Annotated in this window: 21 protein-coding genes and 1 pseudogene; 11 read left to right on the top strand and 11 right to left on the bottom strand. The window is 53.4% G+C overall.

Translation table 11 applies throughout. From position 1 onward, the window contains the following. Nucleotides 1-16 precede the first annotated feature (16 nt). The 9 genes and pseudogenes from COO92_RS15465 (at nucleotide 17) to COO92_RS22410 (ending at nucleotide 9,117) form a co-directional block, all read left to right on the top strand. On the top strand, nucleotides 17-1,495 hold the full coding sequence (locus COO92_RS15465) for a Ppx/GppA family phosphatase (RefSeq protein WP_101303543.1): 1,479 nt from the start codon (nucleotides 17-19) through the stop codon (nucleotides 1,493-1,495). A gap of 171 nt (nucleotides 1,496-1,666) precedes the next feature. Next, nucleotides 1,667-2,314, top strand: a pseudogene (locus tag COO92_RS22415) (DUF1835 domain-containing protein); the annotation flags it as partial. A gap of 780 nt (nucleotides 2,315-3,094) precedes the next feature. Continuing rightward, on the top strand, nucleotides 3,095-3,988 hold the full coding sequence (locus COO92_RS15455; RefSeq protein WP_101303540.1) for a glycosyltransferase: 894 nt from the start codon (nucleotides 3,095-3,097) through the stop codon (nucleotides 3,986-3,988). 43 nt (nucleotides 3,989-4,031) lie between these two features. Beyond that, nucleotides 4,032-4,802 carry a glucose-1-phosphate cytidylyltransferase gene (gene rfbF / locus COO92_RS15450; protein WP_028791857.1) on the top strand — a complete coding sequence of 257 codons (771 nt, stop codon included), beginning with the start codon at nucleotides 4,032-4,034 and terminating at the stop codon, nucleotides 4,800-4,802. A gap of 3 nt (nucleotides 4,803-4,805) precedes the next feature. Further along, on the top strand, nucleotides 4,806-5,891 hold the full coding sequence (gene rfbG, locus COO92_RS15445) for a CDP-glucose 4,6-dehydratase (RefSeq protein WP_101303538.1): 1,086 nt from the start codon (nucleotides 4,806-4,808) through the stop codon (nucleotides 5,889-5,891). Beyond that, nucleotides 5,888-7,120 (top strand): class I SAM-dependent methyltransferase, encoded by a 1,233-nt coding sequence (locus COO92_RS15440; protein WP_101303536.1) that lies wholly within the window; start codon nucleotides 5,888-5,890, stop codon nucleotides 7,118-7,120. The genes rfbG and COO92_RS15440 overlap by 4 nt, the downstream gene beginning before the upstream one ends. Beyond that, on the top strand, nucleotides 7,117-7,653 hold the full coding sequence (rfbC, locus tag COO92_RS15435; RefSeq protein ID WP_101303534.1) for a dTDP-4-dehydrorhamnose 3,5-epimerase: 537 nt from the start codon (nucleotides 7,117-7,119) through the stop codon (nucleotides 7,651-7,653). Before COO92_RS15440 ends, rfbC begins: the two co-directional genes overlap by 4 nt. After that, nucleotides 7,650-8,546 (top strand): NAD-dependent epimerase/dehydratase family protein, encoded by an 897-nt coding sequence (locus tag COO92_RS15430; RefSeq protein ID WP_101303532.1) that lies wholly within the window; start codon nucleotides 7,650-7,652, stop codon nucleotides 8,544-8,546. The genes rfbC and COO92_RS15430 overlap by 4 nt, the downstream gene beginning before the upstream one ends. Beyond that, nucleotides 8,536-9,117: a CatB-related O-acetyltransferase gene (locus COO92_RS22410; protein WP_101303530.1), complete on the top strand. Its 582-nt coding sequence runs from the start codon at nucleotides 8,536-8,538 to the stop codon at nucleotides 9,115-9,117. The genes COO92_RS15430 and COO92_RS22410 overlap by 11 nt, the downstream gene beginning before the upstream one ends. Before the next feature lie 88 nt (nucleotides 9,118-9,205). Here the strand turns inward: COO92_RS22410 and COO92_RS15420 are convergent, their stop codons facing one another. Beyond that, nucleotides 9,206-10,120 (bottom strand): LysR family transcriptional regulator, encoded by a 915-nt coding sequence (locus tag COO92_RS15420; RefSeq protein WP_101303528.1) that lies wholly within the window; start codon nucleotides 10,118-10,120, stop codon nucleotides 9,206-9,208. A 105-nt stretch (nucleotides 10,121-10,225) separates the two neighbouring features. On the opposite strand from COO92_RS15420, the gene COO92_RS15415 reads away from it, so the two are divergent. Further along, nucleotides 10,226-11,092, top strand: a complete 867-nt coding sequence (locus COO92_RS15415; protein WP_101303526.1) for an SDR family oxidoreductase — start codon at nucleotides 10,226-10,228, stop codon at nucleotides 11,090-11,092. 298 nt (nucleotides 11,093-11,390) lie between these two features. On the opposite strand, the gene COO92_RS15410 is transcribed toward COO92_RS15415, so the two are convergent. Beyond that, entirely contained in the window at nucleotides 11,391-11,855 is a 465-nt protein-coding gene (locus COO92_RS15410) for a nuclear transport factor 2 family protein (protein WP_101303981.1), read from the bottom strand. 109 nt (nucleotides 11,856-11,964) lie between these two features. Further along, on the bottom strand, nucleotides 11,965-12,513 hold the full coding sequence (locus COO92_RS15405) for a carboxymuconolactone decarboxylase family protein (protein ID WP_101303524.1): 549 nt from the start codon (nucleotides 12,511-12,513) through the stop codon (nucleotides 11,965-11,967). Between the two features lie 178 nt (nucleotides 12,514-12,691). Between COO92_RS15405 and COO92_RS15400 the strand changes: the two genes are divergently transcribed. Beyond that, the gene (locus COO92_RS15400; protein ID WP_101303522.1) at nucleotides 12,692-13,270 is read left to right on the top strand and encodes a TetR/AcrR family transcriptional regulator; all 579 of its coding nucleotides are present in this window, start codon (nucleotides 12,692-12,694) and stop codon (nucleotides 13,268-13,270) included. Between the two features lie 103 nt (nucleotides 13,271-13,373). On the opposite strand, the gene COO92_RS15395 is transcribed toward COO92_RS15400, so the two are convergent. The 8 genes from COO92_RS15395 to COO92_RS15360 form a co-directional block, all read right to left on the bottom strand. Next, nucleotides 13,374-14,006, bottom strand: coding sequence for a lipocalin/fatty acid-binding family protein (locus COO92_RS15395; RefSeq protein WP_101303520.1), 633 nt, complete (start codon nucleotides 14,004-14,006; stop codon nucleotides 13,374-13,376). Between the two features lie 154 nt (nucleotides 14,007-14,160). Further along, entirely contained in the window at nucleotides 14,161-15,321 is a 1,161-nt protein-coding gene (gene rnd / locus COO92_RS15390) for a ribonuclease D (protein WP_101303518.1), read from the bottom strand. A gap of 155 nt (nucleotides 15,322-15,476) precedes the next feature. Then, complete coding sequence (locus COO92_RS15385) at nucleotides 15,477-16,556, bottom strand: succinylglutamate desuccinylase/aspartoacylase family protein (RefSeq protein WP_101303516.1); 1,080 nt, start codon at nucleotides 16,554-16,556, stop codon at nucleotides 15,477-15,479. A 4-nt stretch (nucleotides 16,557-16,560) separates the two neighbouring features. Continuing rightward, nucleotides 16,561-17,466 carry a 30S ribosomal protein S6--L-glutamate ligase gene (rimK, locus tag COO92_RS15380; protein ID WP_101303514.1) on the bottom strand — a complete coding sequence of 302 codons (906 nt, stop codon included), beginning with the start codon at nucleotides 17,464-17,466 and terminating at the stop codon, nucleotides 16,561-16,563. A 135-nt stretch (nucleotides 17,467-17,601) separates the two neighbouring features. Further along, the gene (locus tag COO92_RS15375) at nucleotides 17,602-18,102 is read right to left on the bottom strand and encodes an ATP-dependent zinc protease family protein (RefSeq protein WP_101303512.1); all 501 of its coding nucleotides are present in this window, start codon (nucleotides 18,100-18,102) and stop codon (nucleotides 17,602-17,604) included. A gap of 148 nt (nucleotides 18,103-18,250) precedes the next feature. After that, on the bottom strand, nucleotides 18,251-19,003 hold the full coding sequence (locus COO92_RS15370) for an HdaA/DnaA family protein (protein WP_022734245.1): 753 nt from the start codon (nucleotides 19,001-19,003) through the stop codon (nucleotides 18,251-18,253). A gap of 7 nt (nucleotides 19,004-19,010) precedes the next feature. Further along, complete coding sequence (locus COO92_RS15365; RefSeq protein WP_101303508.1) at nucleotides 19,011-20,108, bottom strand: AI-2E family transporter; 1,098 nt, start codon at nucleotides 20,106-20,108, stop codon at nucleotides 19,011-19,013. Between the two features lie 103 nt (nucleotides 20,109-20,211). Further along, nucleotides 20,212-21,336 carry a DUF2066 domain-containing protein gene (locus COO92_RS15360; protein WP_240626461.1) on the bottom strand — a complete coding sequence of 375 codons (1,125 nt, stop codon included), beginning with the start codon at nucleotides 21,334-21,336 and terminating at the stop codon, nucleotides 20,212-20,214. Nucleotides 21,337-21,445: the final 109 nt, after the last annotated feature.

Genomic DNA, 21,445 nt, shown 5'->3' with positions numbered 1-21,445 from the left:
AGGTGCCCTCAAAGACATGCTGACTGACCAAAGAGCATCCAACCGCATCGCGATCATTGATGTTGGCTCCAACTCGGTACGCCTTGTCATTTTCGATGGCATGACCCGTGCCCCCGCCCCGATTTTCAACGAAAAAGTCATGTGCGGGCTGGGGCGCGACCCCGAAGATACCGGCAAACTCAACCCCGAGGGCGTTGAACTTGCCGTTGTCGCCATGCAGCGCTTTGCCACCCTGCTTCAGGCCATGAAGGTGTCGCACATCGACGTACTGGCCACCGCTGCGGTCCGTGCCGCTTCCGATGGTCAGGAATTTTGTGACCGTATCCATCGCGAAACCGGCCTTACGGTCAAGGTGATCGACGGACTTGAAGAAGCCCGCCTGTCCGCCCTTGGGATTATTTCCGGTGACCCACGCGCCAGCGGGATTATGGGTGATATTGGCGGCGGGTCGCTCGAACTTGTCTTGCTTGATCAGGGGGAAATCAAAAAACGCGTTAGCGTCCCCTTGGGAGCCATGCGGCTTCATGCCGTCTTTGCATCCGACCGTGCGCGCCTGACCGCTGAAATCAATCGCCACCTTGATACCATCGACTGGCTGAAAGAAGCCGCCGGCCAGCAGCTTTTTGCTGTTGGCGGGGCATGGCGGTCGATTGCCAAGCTGTTCATCGCACAGGAAGACTACCCGATTTCTGTCGTACATAATCTGGCAATGCCGCGCGGCGAAACCGAAGAACTCACCCACATCATTTCCCAGCAAAGCCGCATCTCGCTGGAAAAAGTCGGCGGTGTTTCCAAACGCCGTATCGACAGCCTGCCTCATGCATCGCTTGTCATGAATATGCTGCTGGCGCGCATGAAGCCGCGCGAAGTGGTCTTTTCCGGCCACGGCCTACGCGAAGGCTGGATGTATGAGGTCCTGCCCGAAGACTTGCGTCAACGCGACCCGCTGCTGGATGCCTGCTTAAGCTTTGCCGAGGACGGCGAACGGTTCCATCAACATGGCGAAGAACTGTTTCGCTGGTGCGCGCCGATCTTCTCCGACCTGCCGCAAAACCTTGAACGTCTGCGTCTTGCTGCCTGCATCATTGGCGATATCGGCTGGAACGAACACCCTGATTACCGCGCCATCCAAAGCTATAACCGCATCTTGCGTCACCCCTATCTTGATCTAAACCATCATGATCGGGTGTTTCTCGCCTATGCCATCGGGTCGCGCTATACCGGCAATTTCAAGGGCGATGAGTCAAGTGACCGGATTCTGGACGAAGAAACCCGCGTAACAGGCCGCATTTTTGGTCATGTCATTCGTCTGGGCCACACGCTTTCGGGTGGTGCTGAAGGCATCCTGTCGAAAACCGCGCTTAAACTCGAAGACGGCAAAATGATCCTTGAATTCGACAAGTCTATTTCGACCCTGTACGGCGAAGTGGTTGAACAACGCCTGTCAAAACTGGCCAAACTGATGAACCTTGATAGTGAAGTAAGGCTGTCCTGATTTCGGCGTAAACGCACCGCTTGATGCTTGCAATCGTTTGCAAAACAGATAAATTAACCGGGCTTTCCAAGCACCCCGTCCGCGGAAAGGGCTGCGCCCGGTTCGACATTACGAAACACACGGTTTCCTTGCCTGTCTGGCGGACACAGGCGATTAGAACAGGGGAATCGTATGTCTGCATCACGCACATCGAAATCCAAAAATACCAAACCTGCCAAAAGCCCGGTCTTTGATGGCCGCCTTAATCTTGAACAGCAACGCAAACGCGCCAAGGACCTTTTGCGCACGCTTGGTGCCAAAACCGGCGATGCCGTCGCACGGTTTGAAAAGGCCGGTTTCACCCCGACGCCCCAGACAATTTCTGACATCAAACTGGCCGATGCCCAATGGGTCATCGCGCGCGAAAACGGCTTTGCCAGCTGGCCGAAAATGAAGGCGCATATTGATCAGACTGCCGAACGCAATCGTCAAATCAAAAACGGCACCCCGGCAACTCTTGATACAGATAAAACCCTGCATCTGCGCTGCGGATCAGACATCCGCCACGGCCTTCAGATTGCAGGGTTCAAAGGCGCCTTCCTCGAATTTGCCGATCCGTTCTGTCAGGGACCGGTCCCGGACCTTCCCCTTGACCAGTTCGTTCAAACCCGCGCGGATTTTATCGCCGATGCCTATCACATCGTCCCCAAAGACGCGCTGGCACGGGCCAAACGCGAATATGGCGCACTGGCAACGCTCGGCGAGTATGACCATGTGGTCCTGTGGTTCGAACATGACAGTTACGACCAGTTAATCTTGGCCTTCCTGATGGATTTCATCAAAACCACCCGACCCGATACCCGGCTTGAAGTAATCTCCGTCGGCACCGTCCCCGGCGTTGAACGCTTCATCGGGCTTGGGCAACTCTCCCCCGAACTTCTGATCTGGTGCTGGGAAAATCATCGGGCCCCCGTGACCGATGCCATGCTGACCTTTGGCAGCAAAGCCTGGCAGGCGGTGCGATCCCCAACCCCCGATCTTTTGACCGACTTCATCACATCGGGTCCCGGCCCCCTGCCTCATATGATCACGGCACTCCAACGCCACCATGCCGAACTGCCCGATCCCAAAACCGGACTTGGCCTGACACAGAAACTGACCCTGCAAATCATTGCGGATCACGGCCCACTGACCGTCGGCAAGACCTTTGCCCACCTGATGCGCACCTATGACCCCTTACCCTATCTCGGTGATTTGATGTTCTGGGCCGATGTGCAACGGATGATGGCGTGCGTCGATGCCCTTTTCACCATCACATCCGATGACAGGGATGCGAACTGGGCCGAACGCACTCTCACCCTGACCGACACCGGACACCAAACACTGGCCGGACAGCGCAACTACCTGGATAACTTCACCGGCACACGCTGGGTCGGCGGTATTTCGGTTGTTGGGCGCAGTTGCATATAATTTTATGCCGGAAAAACATCGAAAACCCTAGAATGACCAAAGGAATGCTGCAATTTATGGAGCAGACTGCAATCTCTCATTGGACATTATTGTCAGATTGAATATGTTCACCGCCATTGGCAAGAAATAAGCATTTTGCAGGGAATATTGATGGCAGCGAGAACAACACTAGTTACGATTACCCATAACGGCGGCCTTGTCATTGGTGGCCTTTTGAAGTCGTTGCCCAAAGACATTCCATTGATTGTTGTTGATAACGCATCAACAGATGACAGCCTTGATATTGTCTCTGAAATTCGACCAGACGCGCTGATCATTCGAAACAGCAAAGGGCTTGGCTACGGTGCAGCCGCCAGCCAGGGACTTGCAAAGGTTGATACTGAATTTGCCCTTTTGGCCAATCCAGATGCCGTGATGGCCGAAGGCGCCATTGATGCACTTGTCGATGCCGCGGACACCTACCGCGAAGCTGCGATGTTTGGACCGATCCACAAGGATGCAAATGGCCACCTTGAACTCAGCCACGATGTAGAACTGTGGAAGCGAAGGTCACATGGCAAGTTGGCCTATGAATGCGCACCAGAAGGCCCTGCTTGTGTCGAATTTCTTTCGGGTGCCGTCAACCTCGTCCGTATGAACGTTTTATCGACGGTTGGCTTCTATGATCCCGAGATATACCTTTACTTTGAAGATGACGATATGTGCATGCGTTTACGCAAGGCAGGCCACAGCCTTATACTCGTCTCAGCATCGGTTGTAACACATTTGAACGGCGGGTCCGTAAGACCAAACCGCGCGTACTACTGGGAAAAGTTCTGGAACATTGCTTGGTCGAGAATATACTTTGAAACCAAGTACAAAGGACGTCTGGCAGGCAGTTACCTTGGCGTAACACATTGCGCCCGCTTTGCAGGTAAGGCACTACTGCATGGACTAACTTTGCAACGTAAAAAAGGCTGGCGCGATTTGGCAAGATCCGCCGGTTCGCTAGCAGCAGTGATCGGTGTAAGAGCATCCAAGCTGCCCCCGGAAAATATTCGATAGCAGCATTTGGCGCATAAAACTGAATGAGTGGAACCCTTTTCTTATGAAGGCAGTAATTCTAGCAGGCGGTTACGGCAGTCGGCTCAGCGAAGAAACGTCGATTAAGCCAAAACCGATGGTCGAGATCGGCGGAAAACCGGTTTTATGGCATCTGATGAAAATCTATTCCGCACATGGTGTGAACGAATTCATCATATGCCTTGGCTATAAGGGCTATGTGATCAAGGAATATTTTGCCAATTACTTCCTGCATCACGCCGACCTCACGATTGATATGGCCTCAAACAGTCTTGAGTATCACAATGCCACTGCCGAACCTTGGAAGATCACCTTGGTCGACACAGGCTTAGACAGTATGACAGGCGGGCGTATCAAACGCGTTGGTGATTACCTGGATGACGACAAACCTTTCTGTCTGACCTATGGCGACGGCCTTGGAAATGTCGACATCTCTGCCAGCATCGAGTTCCACAAGAAGCAGGGTCGAAAAGCAACAATGACGGTTGTCTCCCCGCCAGGTCGTTTTGGTGCAACTGTCCTTGACGGCGACAGGGTTTCTGCATTTCAGGAAAAACCGCTTGGGGATGGCGCACGAATCAACGCCGGATTCTTTGTCTGCGAAAAATCGGTTCTGAACGAAATCACTGAAGACAAAACTGTCTGGGAAGCAGATCCCCTGCGCAACCTGTCTGAGCGTGATGAACTTTCCGCTTGGCGCCATGATGGTTTCTGGCAGCCAATGGATACCCTGCGCGAAAAACAGCTGCTGGAAAAGCTCTGGTCTGCGGGCAACGCACCTTGGAAGGTCTGGTAAAAGATGCTGCCAAGTAAAAACCTTCGTCAGTTTTGGTCCGGAAAACGTGTTTTGCTGACCGGCCATACTGGTTTTAAGGGCAGTTGGGCCGCAACGTGGCTGATGCAGATGGGGGCCGAGGTTCACGGCTTTGCGCTTGCTCCCGAAACAACCCCAAATCTTCACGATTTGCTTGACCTATCATATGCCTCAGAGACGATTGCCGATCTTCGAGACCACGCCGCTGTCAAAAAGATGGTCGACAAAGTTGAACCGGAACTTGTTCTGCATATGGCAGCACAGCCACTCGTACGCCGCGCCTACCGCGAGCCGGTCGAGACCATGGCGACCAATATCATGGGAACGGCACACTTGCTCGACGCTTTACGTGACTGTAAAAAACTGGCAGGCGTTTTGGTTGTTACAAGCGACAAGGCCTATGACAACGACAGTTATGATCAGGCCAACGGCGAGATCATTTTCCGCGAGAACGACCCACTTGGCGGACGTGATCCCTACAGCGCGTCGAAAGGGTGCCAGGAAATTGTCGCGCGCAGCTTTGCGCAAAGCTATTTCCGTGAACGACATATTCCTGTGGTTACGGCACGTGCAGGCAACGTCGTCGGCGGCGGAGACTGGTCTGAAGATCGGTTAATGACCGATATCATCGCGGCCGCCATAAATGATCAGGCCGTTGAACTCAGAAACCCCGCGACAACCCGCCCTTGGCAGCATGTAATTGAACCTGTTTCAGGCTATTTAATGTATTTGCAGGCTGCTGTCGAAGGCAAAACATCTCTGCCCGCATTGAATTTCGGCCCGAACGGCTCGCATACAGTTGAGCATGTGACACGTTTGCTACTCACTGCATGGGGCAGCCGCATGGGAACTGCGCAGCAGGATACGACAAATGCCCGCAAGGAGGCGCTTACCCTTGCATTGGACTCAAGCCTGGCAGCGTCGACATTGTCTTGGCAACCACGCCTTGATTTGCCCTCATGCGTCCAATGGATTGTTGACTGGCATAAAGCACACGTAGACGGGCGGAATATGCGCGAAATAACCGAGGCACAAGTCACCTCGTTTGAATCGATGATGGATATAAAATGACAACGCCAACTTGCCGCGCATGCGGAACTGACCTTAAGCATACCCTCGTCGATCTTGGGCTGAGCCCTCTTGCCAACTCATATGTTTCCCATGACCGCGCAGACACAGAAGACCCACGATATCCGTTGCACGCTCGTGTTTGCGACACGTGCTTTCTGGTTCAAGTTGACGACGTGGTTCCGCCGTCAGAAATTTTCAGTCACTATGCTTACTTCTCAAGCTATTCGAGCAGTTGGGTAGAACACGCGCGGAACTACTGCGTCACAGCCGTTAAAAGACTGGAACTGCATGACCAGTCTTTTGTCGTCGAGGTCGCCTCAAATGACGGATACTTGCTTCAGCATTTTGTAGAGAAGTCAGTACGTGTTCTTGGCATCGAGCCTGCTGCAAACGTCGCGCAAGAAGCCGAAAAGAAAGGCGTGCGCAGCCTTGTTGCGTTCTTTGGCAAGGAAACTGCGCAAAGGGTTGTCGCAGAATACGGCCATGCTGACCTGACAGCCGCCAACAACGTTCTCGCGCATGTCCCTGACATCAACGATTTCGTGTCGGGTTTTGCAACCGTTCTCAAGGATGACGGTGTTGCGACCTTTGAATTCCCACACCTTTTGAACCTGCTTGAGAAAACGCAGTTTGATACGATCTATCACGAGCATTTCTCATATCTTTCGCTGTATGCTGTTGAAAAATGTTTCGAGGCGAACGGCCTTAAGGTCTTTGATGTTGAAGAACTGCCGACACATGGCGGTAGCCTGCGTGTTTGGGCGCAAAAGGCAGCGGGCAAACGTTCTGAAACTCAGAACTTGCAAGACCTTCGCGCGAAAGAAACCAAGGCCGGCATTGCCACGCTTGCGTGCTACGACGGCTTTGACACCAAGGTGCGCGCGATCCGTAGAAACCTTCTGGACGTCCTTCAAAAAGCAAAAACTGCGGGGAAAACCGTTGCGGCATACGGTGCGGCGGCAAAGGGCAACACACTTTTGAATTACTGCGCCATTGATAACAGCCTAATCGATTTCGTTGTCGATGCGAATCCCCACAAACAGAACACCCTTTTGCCGGGAAGCCATATTCCTGTCCATGCCCCGGACAAACTTAAAGAGTCCAAACCAGATTACGTTCTGATCCTGCCATGGAACCTTCAGAACGAAATCATGAAAGACGTATCCTATGTTAAGGACTGGGGCGGACAGTTTCTTGTGGCGGTTCCAGAAGTAGAAGTTGTGGGATGAAGATCACCAAGACAGAAATCCCTGGTGTCGAACTGATCAATCTCGAAAAACACGAGGATGATCGGGGGTTCTTTGCACGTACGTTTTGCGCAGAAGAATTATCCCAAAACGGCCATGATTTCGAAATAAAGCAGGCCAACCTGTCCTTTAACTACAAGGCAGGAACATTGCGCGGCATGCATTATCAAAAATCCCCCGTAGGCGATCCCAAAATCGTTCGCTGCATTGCCGGCCGGATTATCGATATTGTGATCGATCTGCGTAAAGACTCGCCTACATACTGCAAATGGACGGCAGAAGAACTGTCTGCGACCAACCGCAAATCATTCATCATTCCCCAGGGCTGCGCACATGGTTTCCTGACACTGGAACCAGATACCGAGGTGCTGTATCTCATGGGTGCACCATTCGTTCCCGAACTTGCTGCAGGCGTTCGATGGAATGATCCGGCATTTGCGATCACGTGGCCGGAAAATCCGACGATCATCAATAATCGCGATGCAAATTATCCCGACTACGAGCCTCAAAAATGAAGGTTCTTGTCACCGGCGCCAGCGGCCTCATTGGACCGCATGCCTGCGCGGCCTTGATCTCCGCCGGTCATGATGTGATCACCTGTAGCCGTTCAGAAATAAATGCAAAAGCCAGTCACCACATCGTCGGTGATCTTCTTGACGCAGAATTCCGCAAGACAGTTATTCGCACAGAACAACCCGATGGCCTTCTTCATCTGGCATGGCAAACCACGCACGGCCATTTCTGGAATGCGAAAGACAATCCGGACTGGCGGGATGCAAGCATCGACTTGTTAAACCGCTTTCATGATCACGGCGGCAAAAGAGCTACGATCGCGGGCAGCTGCGCCGAATACGATTGGCAAAACGGCACCGAAAAGCTCGGTGAAAGTGCTAATTGCCTGCCCGCTACATTATATGGGCAAGAAAAGCTCCGTCTTGCCCATCACTGTCTCGACCTGAACACACAAGGGGCCTCTATCGCGTGGGGCCGACTGTTCCTGTTGTGTGGCCCGCATGAGAACCCCGGTCGTTTTGTGCCTGCGATCACCAATGCCCTCCTTGATGATCAATCAGCAAAGATGAGTTCGGGAAACCAAGTCCGTGATTTCATGCATGTCGCGGATGCTGGTGAAGCATTTGCACAAGTCTTTGAACACAACGATTTCAAAGGAATTGTCAATATCGCCAGTGGCGAAGGTCATAGCCTACTGTCAGTAGCAAATTTGCTCAGAGCAATTATTGGCCAAGGGACGCTCGCTCCGGGCAGTATGCCCGACCGCCCGGATGACCCGCCTTTTCTCGTCGCCGACATAACCCTCCTTGAACAAAAAATTGGTTTTCGTCCAAAGTATGATCTGAAAGCTGCACTAAAAACCTGCGTTGATTGGTGGCAAGCCCATGAAATTTAAAGATCGTTTGCGAAAGATTTTCGGCGTTTCGCCTAAATCGTCAAAACTCCCGGATCATGTATCGGTCGGTCGACATTCATACGGACTGAAAAAGAATATGGTCGCTGGGGCATCTATAGACGCCCAGCTCAACGTTGGGTCTTATTGCTCTATCGGTCCTGACGTGCTTTTTTTGTGTAAAGTGGATCATCCTCTGAATTTCCCAAGCACCTTTCCCTTCAAAACGCTGTTGTGGAATACCGATAAGGGCAACAAGGACGCTATTACCAAGGGTTCAATCAGTCTTGGTCACGATGTGTGGATTGGCGCGAGAGCCATCGTTCTATCTGGCGTAAAAATCGGTACAGGTGCTGTTGTCGCTGCTGGCGCCATAGTCACAAAAGATGTGCCACCATACGCTATTGTAGGAGGAAACCCCGCTCGATTGATCCGAAAGCGTTTTGACGATGACAAAATCGAAAAACTTCTGGAAACTCGTTGGTGGGAGCTAAATGACGAAGATTTAAAGGAAAAAGAAACCTTGCTTTACGGCAATGTTCAAAATTTTCTTGACGCATTTCAAGATAAGTAACCATCGACTAAGTGTTCGTGACGCCCCATCGATACTGCCAAGATGACTGGACTGCACTGTCAAAGAGCAGATCATCGCCCAAGTCCTGCTACGGCAAATTGCGTGTCGCTCTGAAAATCTCGCCGCGCAACCATTTATGCGCGGCATTTTCGGCATTGCGTACGTGCCAGATTTGGCTGAATTTATAGGCCGCGAAATCAAACGGAAAATCGCACTGGCCAAATCCCTGCATAACGCCCCCGGCCAGACGCGACGGCAAGGTCGCAATCACATCTGTGCCGCGCATCAAACTGGCGACACTGGCAAAGTTTGACACCTGCAACACCGTGCGGCGTGATCGGCCTTGGGCGTGCAACACGTCATCGACCGCCGATGTATCATTGTTGCCCAGCATCACGCGCGCGTGGGAAGCGGCACAAAACCGATCAGCCGTATCAGGCGGTACTGGATGAAACGCCGCATCATAAAAACAGCTCATATGCTCACTCAGCAGGGCTTGCTGGGCGATATCGCCAAACTTGCCCGTAAGCTGAAGGCAAATCGCATGATCAAGCTTGCCCTCGCGCAGTAGTTCGACGACCTGCTCCCCACCCGTCACCGGCACAACCTTAAGCCTTATGTCCGCCGCACAGGATCGAATGCGCTTTATTAAGGCCGGCAGGATAACCGCCACCTCGTAATCATTGGTGCCCAAAACAAACCGTGCGCCATGATCCGGGTTTTGTGGATCAAATGCTCCCACCCGCGTCAGATTACGCATGTCTTGCAATAAGGCGCGAACCCGCACCGCCATTTCATCGGCATGGGCGGTTGGTGAAATGCTCCGCCCCGACCGCACAAACAACGGATCACCAATAATCTGGCGCAGCCGGTCCAGCCCGTGACTGACCGTCGGTTGCCCAACACCAAGACGGTTTGCCGCCCCTGTCACCGATCCTTCGTCATAGATCGTCAGAAACAAACGCAGCAACCGGTAATCAAGGTCCAATTCATCTATATTCATGCATATATATTATCACATCCATCGAATTGATCATATGCGTTATTCGGTCCAGATTTCTCCCATGAACAGGCGATAGCCTGACCACCACCCATCGGAGAATACAAAATGAAAACATTGATTACCGGCGCCACCGGCCAACTCGGCAGCCTCGTTGTCACGCACCTGCTTAACCGCATCCCCGCAAGCAACATCGCGGTCAGTGTCCGCACACCATCCAAGGCCGATGATCTGGCGGCCAAGGGCATTGACGTCCGGCATGGCGACTTTGATGATCTTGCTTTGATGACCGCGGCCTTCAAGGATATTGACACCGCCCTGATCATTTCGGGTGAAGCCGACAATGCCACGCGCATAGCCCAACACCGCACTGCGGTTGATGCCGCCAAGGCCGCCGGGGTCAAACATCTGGTCTATACCAGCATCACCGACCCCAAAGCCGATGCCGATTTCACCTATTCGGCCATTCACCTTGATACCGAAAATTACATCAAACAAAGCGGGCTGCGTTACACCCTGCTGCGCAACAGCTTCTATGCCGATCTGTTGATGGCCGGTGTTCCCCATGCACTTGAAACCGGTGATTTTGGCGCCCCGGCGGGCGATGCAAAAATCACCTACATCCCGCGCAATGATCTGGCAGAAGCCGCCGCCGTCGTGCTTGCCATCCCGGAAAATCACATCAATGCGACCTATGACCTGACCGGTGGCAAGGCCGTCACCCATGCCGAAATCGCAAGCTACATCGCCGCGGCGACCGGCAAACCGGTCAGTCACGTCGACCTGCCCGCAGAAATCCACAGTGGCATTCTCACAAGCCTCGGCCTGCCCGATCATCTGGTCGAAGCCTTGGCCGGTCTTTATGTCGGTGCGAAAAAGGGCGATTACGAAACCGTCAGCAAGGATATCGAACGCCTGCTTGGACGTCCGGCACAATCCGTTGAAGCCTACGTGAAAACGACTTTGGCCGCCTGATCCATTGCGGAATAATTCGTGATAGCACAACAAAAACGGGGCCATTACGGCCCCGTTCGCGTTTTTCAGGGAGGCATTCGAAACTGACCTCAGGGCGTAAGGGTCAGGAGGGTCGACACAAAAAGCACGGTCGTCGATGTGATCGAAAAGACAACATATTTGACAATCATGTTCAAAATCCTTAGCGCGCGACAGGCACGGCAACGTCAGGGGCGCGCCGTAGTGCATGCCGGTGTAAAAACAGATCCGCCGCTAGCTTGTCGGGCATCAATACCTGGCGGAGGGAGGTCTTCGGCGACTACAAACCAAGCTCGGAAAGTCCCGAATGATCATCGGGGCGACGGCCAAGCGGCCAGTGGAACAGGCGTTCCGCGTTGGTGATCGGCTTGTCATTGATCGATGCGACGCGATGGCGCATCAGACCGTCCTCATCAAATTCCCAGTTCTCATTGCCATAGGCCCGGAACCAGTTGCCGCTATCATCACTGTATTCATAGGCAAATCGCACCGCGATGCGGTTTTCATGAAATGCCCAAAGCTCCTTGATCAGGCGATACTCGATTTCTTTCTGCCACTTGCGGGTCAGGAAGGAGACAATATTCTCACGCCCTTCAAAAATCTCTGCGCGGTTGCGCCACTTGCTGTCGGGCGTATAGGCCAAAGAAACCTTTTCAGGATCGCGGCTGTTCCAGCCATCTTCGGCCATACGGACCTTCTGCTTGGCCGTTTCTTCGGTGAATGGAGGCAACGGTGGTCGTGACATTGTTTGGTTTCCTTGATGCTGAAGCGAAAAAAGATACCCCGGTCGACTGTGGGCAATAATGCGGTTGGGGGAATCATCGACCGGGGCATTCCCGAACGCAGGGTCACCCCTACGCAGCAGCGGCATGCACCGCCGGGAAGTCAATCGGCGTATCAAAGGCTTCGTTGAGGTAGTTGGTCAGGGTGCTCAGGGCGACATGGGCAACAATCTCGACAAGCTCTGCATCGCCGTAGCCCGCCGCCTTAACCGCTTTGACATCGTCTTTTCCGACCTGTCCGCGGTTCTGTACAAGCGCAACGGCAAAACGCACAGCAGCATCCGCCTTTTCGTCGGTCGAACGACCATTCCGGTTTGCCGCGATCTCGGCATCATCAAGCTTGGCAAGGTTTTTACCAATATAGGTATGCGCCGACAGGCAATAGTCACAGCCATTGATCTGGGCAACCGCAAGGGCAATACGCTCACGCGTCTGAGCATCAAGCGCGCCCTTTGCCAGCGCACCACTCAAACCAAGATAGCCTTCAAGACCGGCCGGGCTGTTTGCCGTCAGACGAAACAGGTTCGGCACAGATCCAATCTGCTTTTTAACAGCTTCAAGAAGCGGCTGGGCACCTTCCGGTGCGGCATCGATAGAAGCAGGAAGTGAAATACGGGTCATGGTCATTTTCCTTTGTGTGTGGAGAGAAGCTCTCAACTATGGAAACATATATACAGACCGATCTGTCTATTTGTCAAATTAATTTTTGAACGGTCACTCCATCACTGGAAAACCGTTGATTTTCTGCGCCCTATAGCACATATATATACAGAACGGTCTGACTACTGGAGATATAAAATTGAAATCGCGCCGCGACGAACTTGTCGATACAGCCCTGCGTTTGTTCTACAAACAGGGCTTTAATGCGACTGGAATCGACAAAATCCTGTCTGAATCCGGCGTCGCCAAAATGACGCTCTATAAGCATTTCGGCTCGAAAGACGAATTGATTTTGGCCGCCCTTACCCGGCGCGATGAACAATTTCGCGACTGGCTGACAAATGCGATGGAAACAGCATCACCCGATCCCCGCGCACAGCTCCTGTCGCTGTTTGACGCTCTGGAAAAATGGTTTCGGGGGCAGGCATTCAAGGATTTGGGATTTTCTGGCTGCGCGTTTATCAATGCTTCTGGTGAGTTTACCGATCCCGACCACCCCGCCCATCGTATCGCCAAACAGCACAAGCAAGAGATCGTCGACTATCTTGCCAAGCTTTGCACCAAGGCGGGGGCGACTGATCCTGAAACATTGGCCGAACAACTCGCCCTGCTTAAGGAAGGTGCCATCGTCACGGCACATGTCCGCGGGATGCCCGAAGCGGCCAGAGTGGCGAAAACAATTGCCACCGGGCTGCTTGACGCCGCCCTCCCCGCCTAAACCGCCGCACAGAGCGACAACAGAACCACGTCCAGAATCACAAAACGGGGCCCAATCGGCCCCGCTTTTTATTGCTCATCGCAACATGTTTTCATCGCGCCGGTTATTCTTCCTCGACTGGCAACACATGCAACATCAAACTCCCTTCCGGGCTTGGATAGACCGGATATCCTATCAGACCACCGCCGCTCATGGCGCTCACGCCCTCAACGCCAGACGTGGTCAGATCAATCTGCCCGGCAAACTTTTCTGCAATTCTGGAATTGTCTGCCGCCACCAGCACATAGTAATCACCGGCCTTGGTTGGAACGAAATGCACGCCGCCACCGCCGCCCATGCCCTGGATTTCGCCTTTGATCGTCTCAATCTGCTGATAATCGGGGTCAAAAAGATATGCGTTGAACGGCATCACCTTTTTACGAAAACCAAGGCACTCGTAGCACAAGCTACTGACATTGATCCAATATTTGTGATCGGCTTCCAGTGTCGTGCGACCAATCTTGAAATTGTTCAGACTATCGCCCTGCTGAATGGCTGGATCGGTAATCCGGACACCAAAGGTTTCCCAGTCATCAACCTCGACGAAAAACGTCTCTTCACTCTTAACCGCCTCCGAAAGCGTTTGATAGGTTTGCGGCGGATTGGTAAGCAGCGCCTGATAGTCGGAAGAACCTGAACTTGAACAGGCCCCAAGCAGCAAGATTCCTATAACCCCAAAACTTCTGATGATTTTCATGTCAAAAACTCTCTGCCACCCAATACTATGAATGTATTTTTAACGCGAAATAATTACTTAAAATAGAAAAAAAATCGTCCTTGATCCAAAAACGAAAAACGGGCCGATTGGCCCGCTTTTTCATGTTCTCGCTCCAAGCGTAAAAGCCGTTGCGTCAGCTCAGCTCAACCAGCGTCACTTCACCGTTTTCAAGCTTAAGGCCAAGCTGCCCGTGTTTGAGCCGCAGGGCATATTGACCATACAAATCACGGCGCCAACCCCGCATGGCCGGAACATCGGCCTCATCATCGGCGGCAATATTTTGCAAATCATCACTTGATGCGACAAGGCGCTGGGCAACGCCCTTTTCCTCGGCACAAAGTTTCAGCAAGACTTTCAAAAGCTCAACCGTCGGGCCAATACCAGCAGGCAGTTCGGTCCGCTGCTTTGGGGTGGGCCACTGATCTTGCGGGCTATCAAGGGCGGCCTTGATGGCATCGATAATCGCCTGACCGGGTTTGGAACTGCCAAAGTTGCGTCCCACACCGCGCGTCTTATCAAGGTCGCCTTCGGTCATGGGCTGACGTGCGGCAATATCAAGCAACGTATCATCGCGCAAAATGCGATTGCGTGGCTGATTTTTGCGCTGGGCTTCGGTTTCGCGCCATTCGCCAAGCGCACGGGCGACCGCCAGGAATTTCGGACTGTTGGATCGGGTTTTAAGCCGCTTCCATGCATCCGCCGGATCAATCGAATAAATCGACGGATCGGTCAGACGGTCCATTTCCTCACGCAGCCAGATCGCACGTCCATTGGCTTCTAGCCGTTCGTGGAATTCTTCGAAGATCACCCGCAAATGGGTAACATCCGACAGCGCGTAGCTGATTTGCTTGGTTGAAAGCGGACGGCGCGACCAGTCGGTAAACCGCATGGATTTATCGACACTTTTGCGCGTGACCTTATTGACCAGCGTTTCATAGCCAACCTGATCGCCATAGCCCAGCACCATCGCCGCCACCTGGGTATCAAACACCGGATGGGGGACTTTGCCCGACAGATGGACAAAAATTTCGATGTCCTGGCGTGCAGCGTGAAATACCTTGATCACGCTTTCATCCTGCATCAGCTCAAACAACGGGCCAAGGTCGATCCCCTCGGCCAGCGGATCAACCGCCGCACCGTTATCGCCCGGTTCGGGACTGGCAAGCTGCACAAGACACAGTTGCGGCCAATAGGTCGAATCGCGCATAAATTCGGTATCGACCGTGACATATTCGAACGTCCGCAGCTTTTCGCAAAGTACGCGAAGTTCTTCTGTAGTTGTAATTGGTTCCATAAGATTTTCTATAGCATTGCGCGCCACAAATCGCCAGTGGGCAATGCGGTACCGCAACGCAGGTCTGATCTACGGTACGCACAACCACCAAAACGGCGAAAAACACCGCCAGAGATTAGAATAAGTGATCAGAATAAGTGATTAGAAGTAAGTGATTAGATAATCTCGTCCTCATCCAACAACGGATCGGACTGCAGGTGGGTTTCAATGGCGTCCATGCGTTCCTGCAATTCGGACGGGCGCTTGATCGATGCAATATGGAAAAGCGCATCGCCCTGATTAACAATAGGCAAGTTGGTTCGCCCGATAATAAGCCCGTCTTCGCGCGATGTGACTTCTTCGTCCGTCTGGCCAAACGGGTCGGCGACGGCGGCGACCACATCGCCCGCATGAACAAACTCACCGGCCAGTTTGAATGTACGCAAAAGCCCGCCAACGGGCGCGCGCAGCCAATGGCTGTTCGATGATTTAAACGCTGGCGCACGTGGTTCACGCACTGCGCGTTGTGACGTCATGCCAAGTTTGCGCATCACACGTAAAACGCCCGACACACCGGCCCGGATCGACATTTCATCAAACCGAAGCCCCTCGCCAGCTTCAAAAAGAAGGATCGGCACATTCGATTCGCGCCCGGCCTGACGCAGCGACCCTTCACGCAGCGGACTGGTCAGAATAATCGGCGCGCCAAACGCCTCGGCATATTCCATGATGGCGGGGTCGTCTTCATTGACCCGGATCTGGGGCAAGTTAACGCGGTTAACCGCCGCCGAATGAAGATCAATGCCAAAATCGGATCGTTCAACAATTTCACTGAGGAAAAGATGCGCGAGCTGGGCCGCAAGCGATCCCCGCGCATGTCCCGGAAAACAGCGGTTAAGGTCGCGCCGGTCAGGCAAATAACGCGTATGGTTTAAAAACCCGAACGCATTGACCACGGGCACGGCCAAAAGCGTTCCACGCATGCCGCGCAACGCAGGCGATTTTAAAACCCGCCGGATGACTTCCACCCCGACGATCTCGTCGCCATGCACCGCCCCGCTGACAAACAGCACAGGCCCCGGTCGATTGCCATGCACAACATTGACCGTCAGATTAACCGGCGTGTGATTGGATAAAAGCGAGATCGGAATATCAACGATCTTGCGTGTCCCCGGAGCAACCTTTTTCCCGCCAATTTCAAAATCAGGGGTTTTGGAAGACTTGCGTTTTCCGTCGGCTGTTTCGGTTTCATGCATGCTTTTATCCTTTGCCTTTGGTCCGTACCTTGCCCGGACGGAAATCTTTTTCCATGAAGTCGATGATCATACCGGCAATGTCTTTGCCCGTTGCCCCTTCGATGCCTTCAAGCCCCGGCGACGAGTTGACTTCCATCACCACCGGCCCGTGGTTGGACCGAAGAATATCGACACCACAAACATTTAGCCCCATTGCCTTGGCCGCTTCAACTGCTGTTGAGCGTTCCTGCGGGGTAATGCGGATCGCGCGCGAGGACCCGCCGCGATGCATGTTCGACCGGAAATCACCTGCCGCCCCGGTGCGTTCCATGCTGGCAACGACCTTGCCGCCGACCACGAAACAGCGGATATCGCTGTTGCCGGCTTCCTTGATGAATTCCTGAACCATGATATCGACACTGGCCCCGCGGAAGGCCTCGATCACGGATTTCGCCGATTTCTCGGTTTCGCCCAGAACCACACCAATGCCTTGCGTGCCTTCAAGAAGCTTGATCACCACCGGCGCGCCGCCAACAATCGAAAGAACCTCGTCGGTTTTCTTTGGATCATGGGCAAAGGCCGTCACCGGCAGGCCGATACCGCGCCGCGCCAAAATCTGCAAACACCGCAGCTTGTCGCGTGAACGGCCGATCGCCACCGATTCATTAAGCGGATAAACCCCCATCATTTCGAACTGGCGCAACACCGCCAGACCAAATGACGTGACCGAAACACCAATACGCGGAATAACCGCGTCATATCCGACCAGCTTGAGACCACCGTAATAGATTTCCGGCTTCATCGACGTGATGTTCATCGTGACACGCAGCGTACTGATGATATCAATCTCATGTCCCCGCGATTCGGCGGCCTCAACCAACCGTTTGTGGGAGTAAAGATTTGGATTACGCGCAAGCATCGCGATTTTCATGCAATGAGCTCCCAGGGTCGGAATGAAAAGGCTCGCAAACGATCAAATCTCGTTTACGGGAACGATAAAACTGTCTGAAAGAAAAAACGACCCTGCCCACACTTTGTTCCGGCACATGATCGTTCTTCTGCGCATCTAACTCTGATCGGGCTTCCCTGCAAGATAAGATTTTGATGGTAGAACCAAAAATCTTCCCGCCTTCATTGCCGTACGCCCCAAAAGCATGGGAAAGCCCATGATTGACCGGTTTGCCAGGGATACTTCAACCCTGAGCTTGTGATGTCCAACCGCGATATGGGTTGAGACAATAAACCGTTCTTCGGCATTTCCGTTCGAACTGCGAATCTCGCGAAGCTCAACCAGTGGTGCGATACATTCAATCCGTCCATGCCCGTCACCACGATAATGCGGCAGGACAAAACGGACAAAATCCTTGCCGTCTTGCGTGATAAGTTTCGGATACAGCGCATGGAGCGACGATGTCCTTGCCCCGGTATCGACCTTGGCCTTGATCCACGGCACCCCCAGATCAGGAAGTCCGATCCATTCGCGCCACCCCAATACGTGACCACCGTCAATCAGCGCATTGGTTTGAATTTTTAACGACGGTTTGGCTTTGGTCTGCTGTGGGCTCACACGTGCTATCCGGTAATTGATATTGCTGCGAATATAGCCTGCAACCGTAAAAGATACCTATGAATTTCGCGTAAATTTACAAGCCCGTCTGGCATCATCAGTCCGGCATGATATGGGGATCGTCCCCGCCACTAACAGCCGTTGTAATCTAAAGCTCTTCCATAACACTACGCACAAGCGGCAAGGTCACCGCACGCTTTTCCGCCAATGCCCGCCGATCGACTGCGGCCACCAATTCGCTTAACGCCACAAAGGATCGCTCGATCCGGGGCAGGATATAACTGATGGTCTGTGGCCCGGCCTGAATTTGCCGATCGGCAAACAGCTTTAACAACAACCCCACCATCAAATCATCATCGGGCGGGGAAATTTCACACACAAGTGCCGCCCCCAACCGCGATTTCAAATCAGGCAACGCCACTTTCCAGCGGGCCGGTGGCTGGGTTGCGGTCAACAGCAAATGCCCACCGCGCTCTTTAAGCATATTGTAAATGTGAAAGCAGACTGTCTCGTCAAGGCCGCTATCGGCATCCTCAATCACCAATCCCTTGGCATCACCCAAAAGATCATCGGGATGCACCCCGTCCAGATCACGCGCCATGACACGCAAAGCAGCCGACCTCGCCCGCCACACTTCGGCAAGATGGCTTTTGCCACATCCCTTTGGCCCATAAAGGCACAAGGCCGGTACAGGCCAGTTTGGCCACTGGTCAATCCACGCCACCGCTTCGCTGTTGCTTTGGGCCACCATGAAATCATCGCGTCCCAACGCCGGACGCATTTCTAGGGCCAAGGGCAATTGCTGCGGGGCGACCTCGGCCGAAATGGCATCGGTTTGGCCCGGCAGATTGGCCTTCTGGTTCTTGATATCCTTTTCCGGTGGCGTTTTGGCCCGCGTCACTGTGATCTCAATTCTCGGTGCTCTCGACCCCATCACCCTCTTGGGGATGGGAACCATGATCATATAAACGACTGTCGAGATACTGTCTTAATCCGTAGCGCACAAGCACCCCGATCACGGCGGCCACCGGCACGGCCAGCATCACGCCAAGCAATCCAAACACGGCACCACCGGCAAGCAGGGCAAACATCACCCAGACCGCATGCAGCCCAACCTTGTCACCCACCAGTTTTGGCGTCAGGAAATTACCCTCAAGCAACTGCCCGATCAAAAAGACAATGACCACAATCCCAAGGTCAAGCCCGACCCCGAACTGTGCCAAGGCCACCCCGAAACCAACGGCAAATCCGGCAATCATTCCGAAATACGGCACGAACGAGACAAGCCCGGTCATAAGCCCGATGACAAAGCCAAATTCCAAACCCGCCAGTGTCAGGCCAAGCCCGTAAAACAGCCCCAGCAACATGCACACCGTCGACTGCCCGCGGACAAACCCGGCAAGGGTATCGTCAATTTCGCGTGCGCACTGGCGAATATCACGGGCCGAACGGCGCGGCAGATAACTGTCGATCTTGGCAACGATCTTGTCCCAGTCGCGCAAAAGATAGAACGACACAACCGGGGTAATGAACAACAGGCTGAGGAAGTTCAAAAACGCCAGCCCGCCCGACAAAACATTGGTCAGAACATTGCCAACCCATTTAAGCGCGTTGGCCGTTTGCCCCTTGATCGCATCGGAAACACTTTGCAGCGTTTCGGGTGCCACCCGGTCGAGAATATGCTGAAGATAAGGTCCGACATTGGTCTGCAACGTGTCGACATAGCCCGGCAACCGTTCAAGGAACCCGGCCAACTGGCTGCCGATCATCGGCACAATCAACAGTAAGACAAACAGGAAAACCAGGAAGAAAAGGGCTGTAATAATGCTGGTTGCCACGGTGCGGCTAATGCCGCGCGCCTCAAGCTTATCGGCCAGCGGATCAAGGAAATAGGCAATCGCCATCCCGGCAACAAACGGCAACAGGATGCTTGAAAACAACCACACCAGGAAAAAGAACCCGATGGTGAAAACCAGCCAGAAACGTGCTTGCTGCCGAAATGTCATGTCTGGTTTCCCCTAGTTTTTCCAGACGCCCAAAACCGGTGATCGTCGAGATACCGCGATGTATCGGATTGTTGGCAAACCTCGGCCTGCCACTCCCCCGATATTAGCCGCCAAGTGACAGGCCTTCCAACCGGTCTGTCCCAACCGGCTGAATGAACCAAAGCTCGCCCATACGGGTCAGGCTAAGATTTTGCTGATTAAGGGCGGTTTGCAACTGATCGGTCGATCCGACGAAATCAAGCGAAAGCTGAACTTCACGGCGTGACATCGCCACAACACGCGCACTGCGCACGACCGGCAAGCCAACCATCTTGTCTTCGATCTTCGCCCAGTCCTGAAGACCGGTAATCGGGATAAACACCATCAGGCTGCCACCGGTGCTGAAATTAATCAGATTGGCGCGTTTCCAGCTGTCTGAAAGCTGATCGGCAACCGACTTGGCCGCACGTACCAAAGTTTGATCCAGCGTCTCACCGCTCTGGGTGGCTTCACGCACACCAAAAACCTGCGGCGCACCGTTCGGGTCATAGCGCGTCACGGTCACATCAACCGTTTCGCCGCCGCTCGGACCACTGACATCGGCACTGGCAACAACGGCAACATTGGCCCCATACCGTTTGGCAAGTTCCGAAAGCCGCTCCATAGCACCACTTTCCGCCTGCTCGGCCGAAACCGTCCCGATGTCGCTCAAATCACCAATCGGTGCCTTGATCGGCACCAAACCGGACGCGGCAACATTGCGTGACCAGACATCACGCCACGGATTGGGATCATCCCACAGGGTCACGGACCCTTGCGTGCGATAAACCGGCACCATGAGCACCGGCTTGGATTGCAGTTCGGCAAAGGAAATATCGCGAAAACGCAAATAGTTGCGCAATTCGTCATCCTTGAACCGCACGGTCATATCCGCGATATAGCGCACGGAGGATGTTTTCTCGTTCGACACACCAAAGTCACGCACCATATTGGTGATCTCGGACGTATTGGGTGTCGAAAGGGCCTGACGATCTTCGGGCAGTGTCAGGCGCGCCACAACTTCTTCGAACGCACGACGCTGACCGATTTCAAGCGCCTGTTCACGGGCGGCAGCGGCCGTATCTGCACTTTCATCGACATGAACGCCGCTGACAGTGAATATGTCCTGTGCCATTGCGGGGAACGCCAGGATCATGGAAACCGTCGCAGCGCCAGCCAACATCTTGATGTTTTTCAATGAAGTAAGCACTTATGCCTCTTTGCCCTAATCTCGTCGTATGTGATTCTTTATTGCCGCTCTTTGTGGCATGTTGAACGCATTCTGCAAAGAAAACTCTGTCATGCGCAGGTGATCATTG

This window comes from Thalassospira lohafexi (assembly GCF_002844275.1).
Taxonomy (GTDB): domain Bacteria; phylum Pseudomonadota; class Alphaproteobacteria; order Rhodospirillales; family Thalassospiraceae; genus Thalassospira; species Thalassospira lohafexi.
Note: the sequence above shows the minus strand (reverse complement) of the source record. Positions and strands in the feature narration are given on the sequence as shown.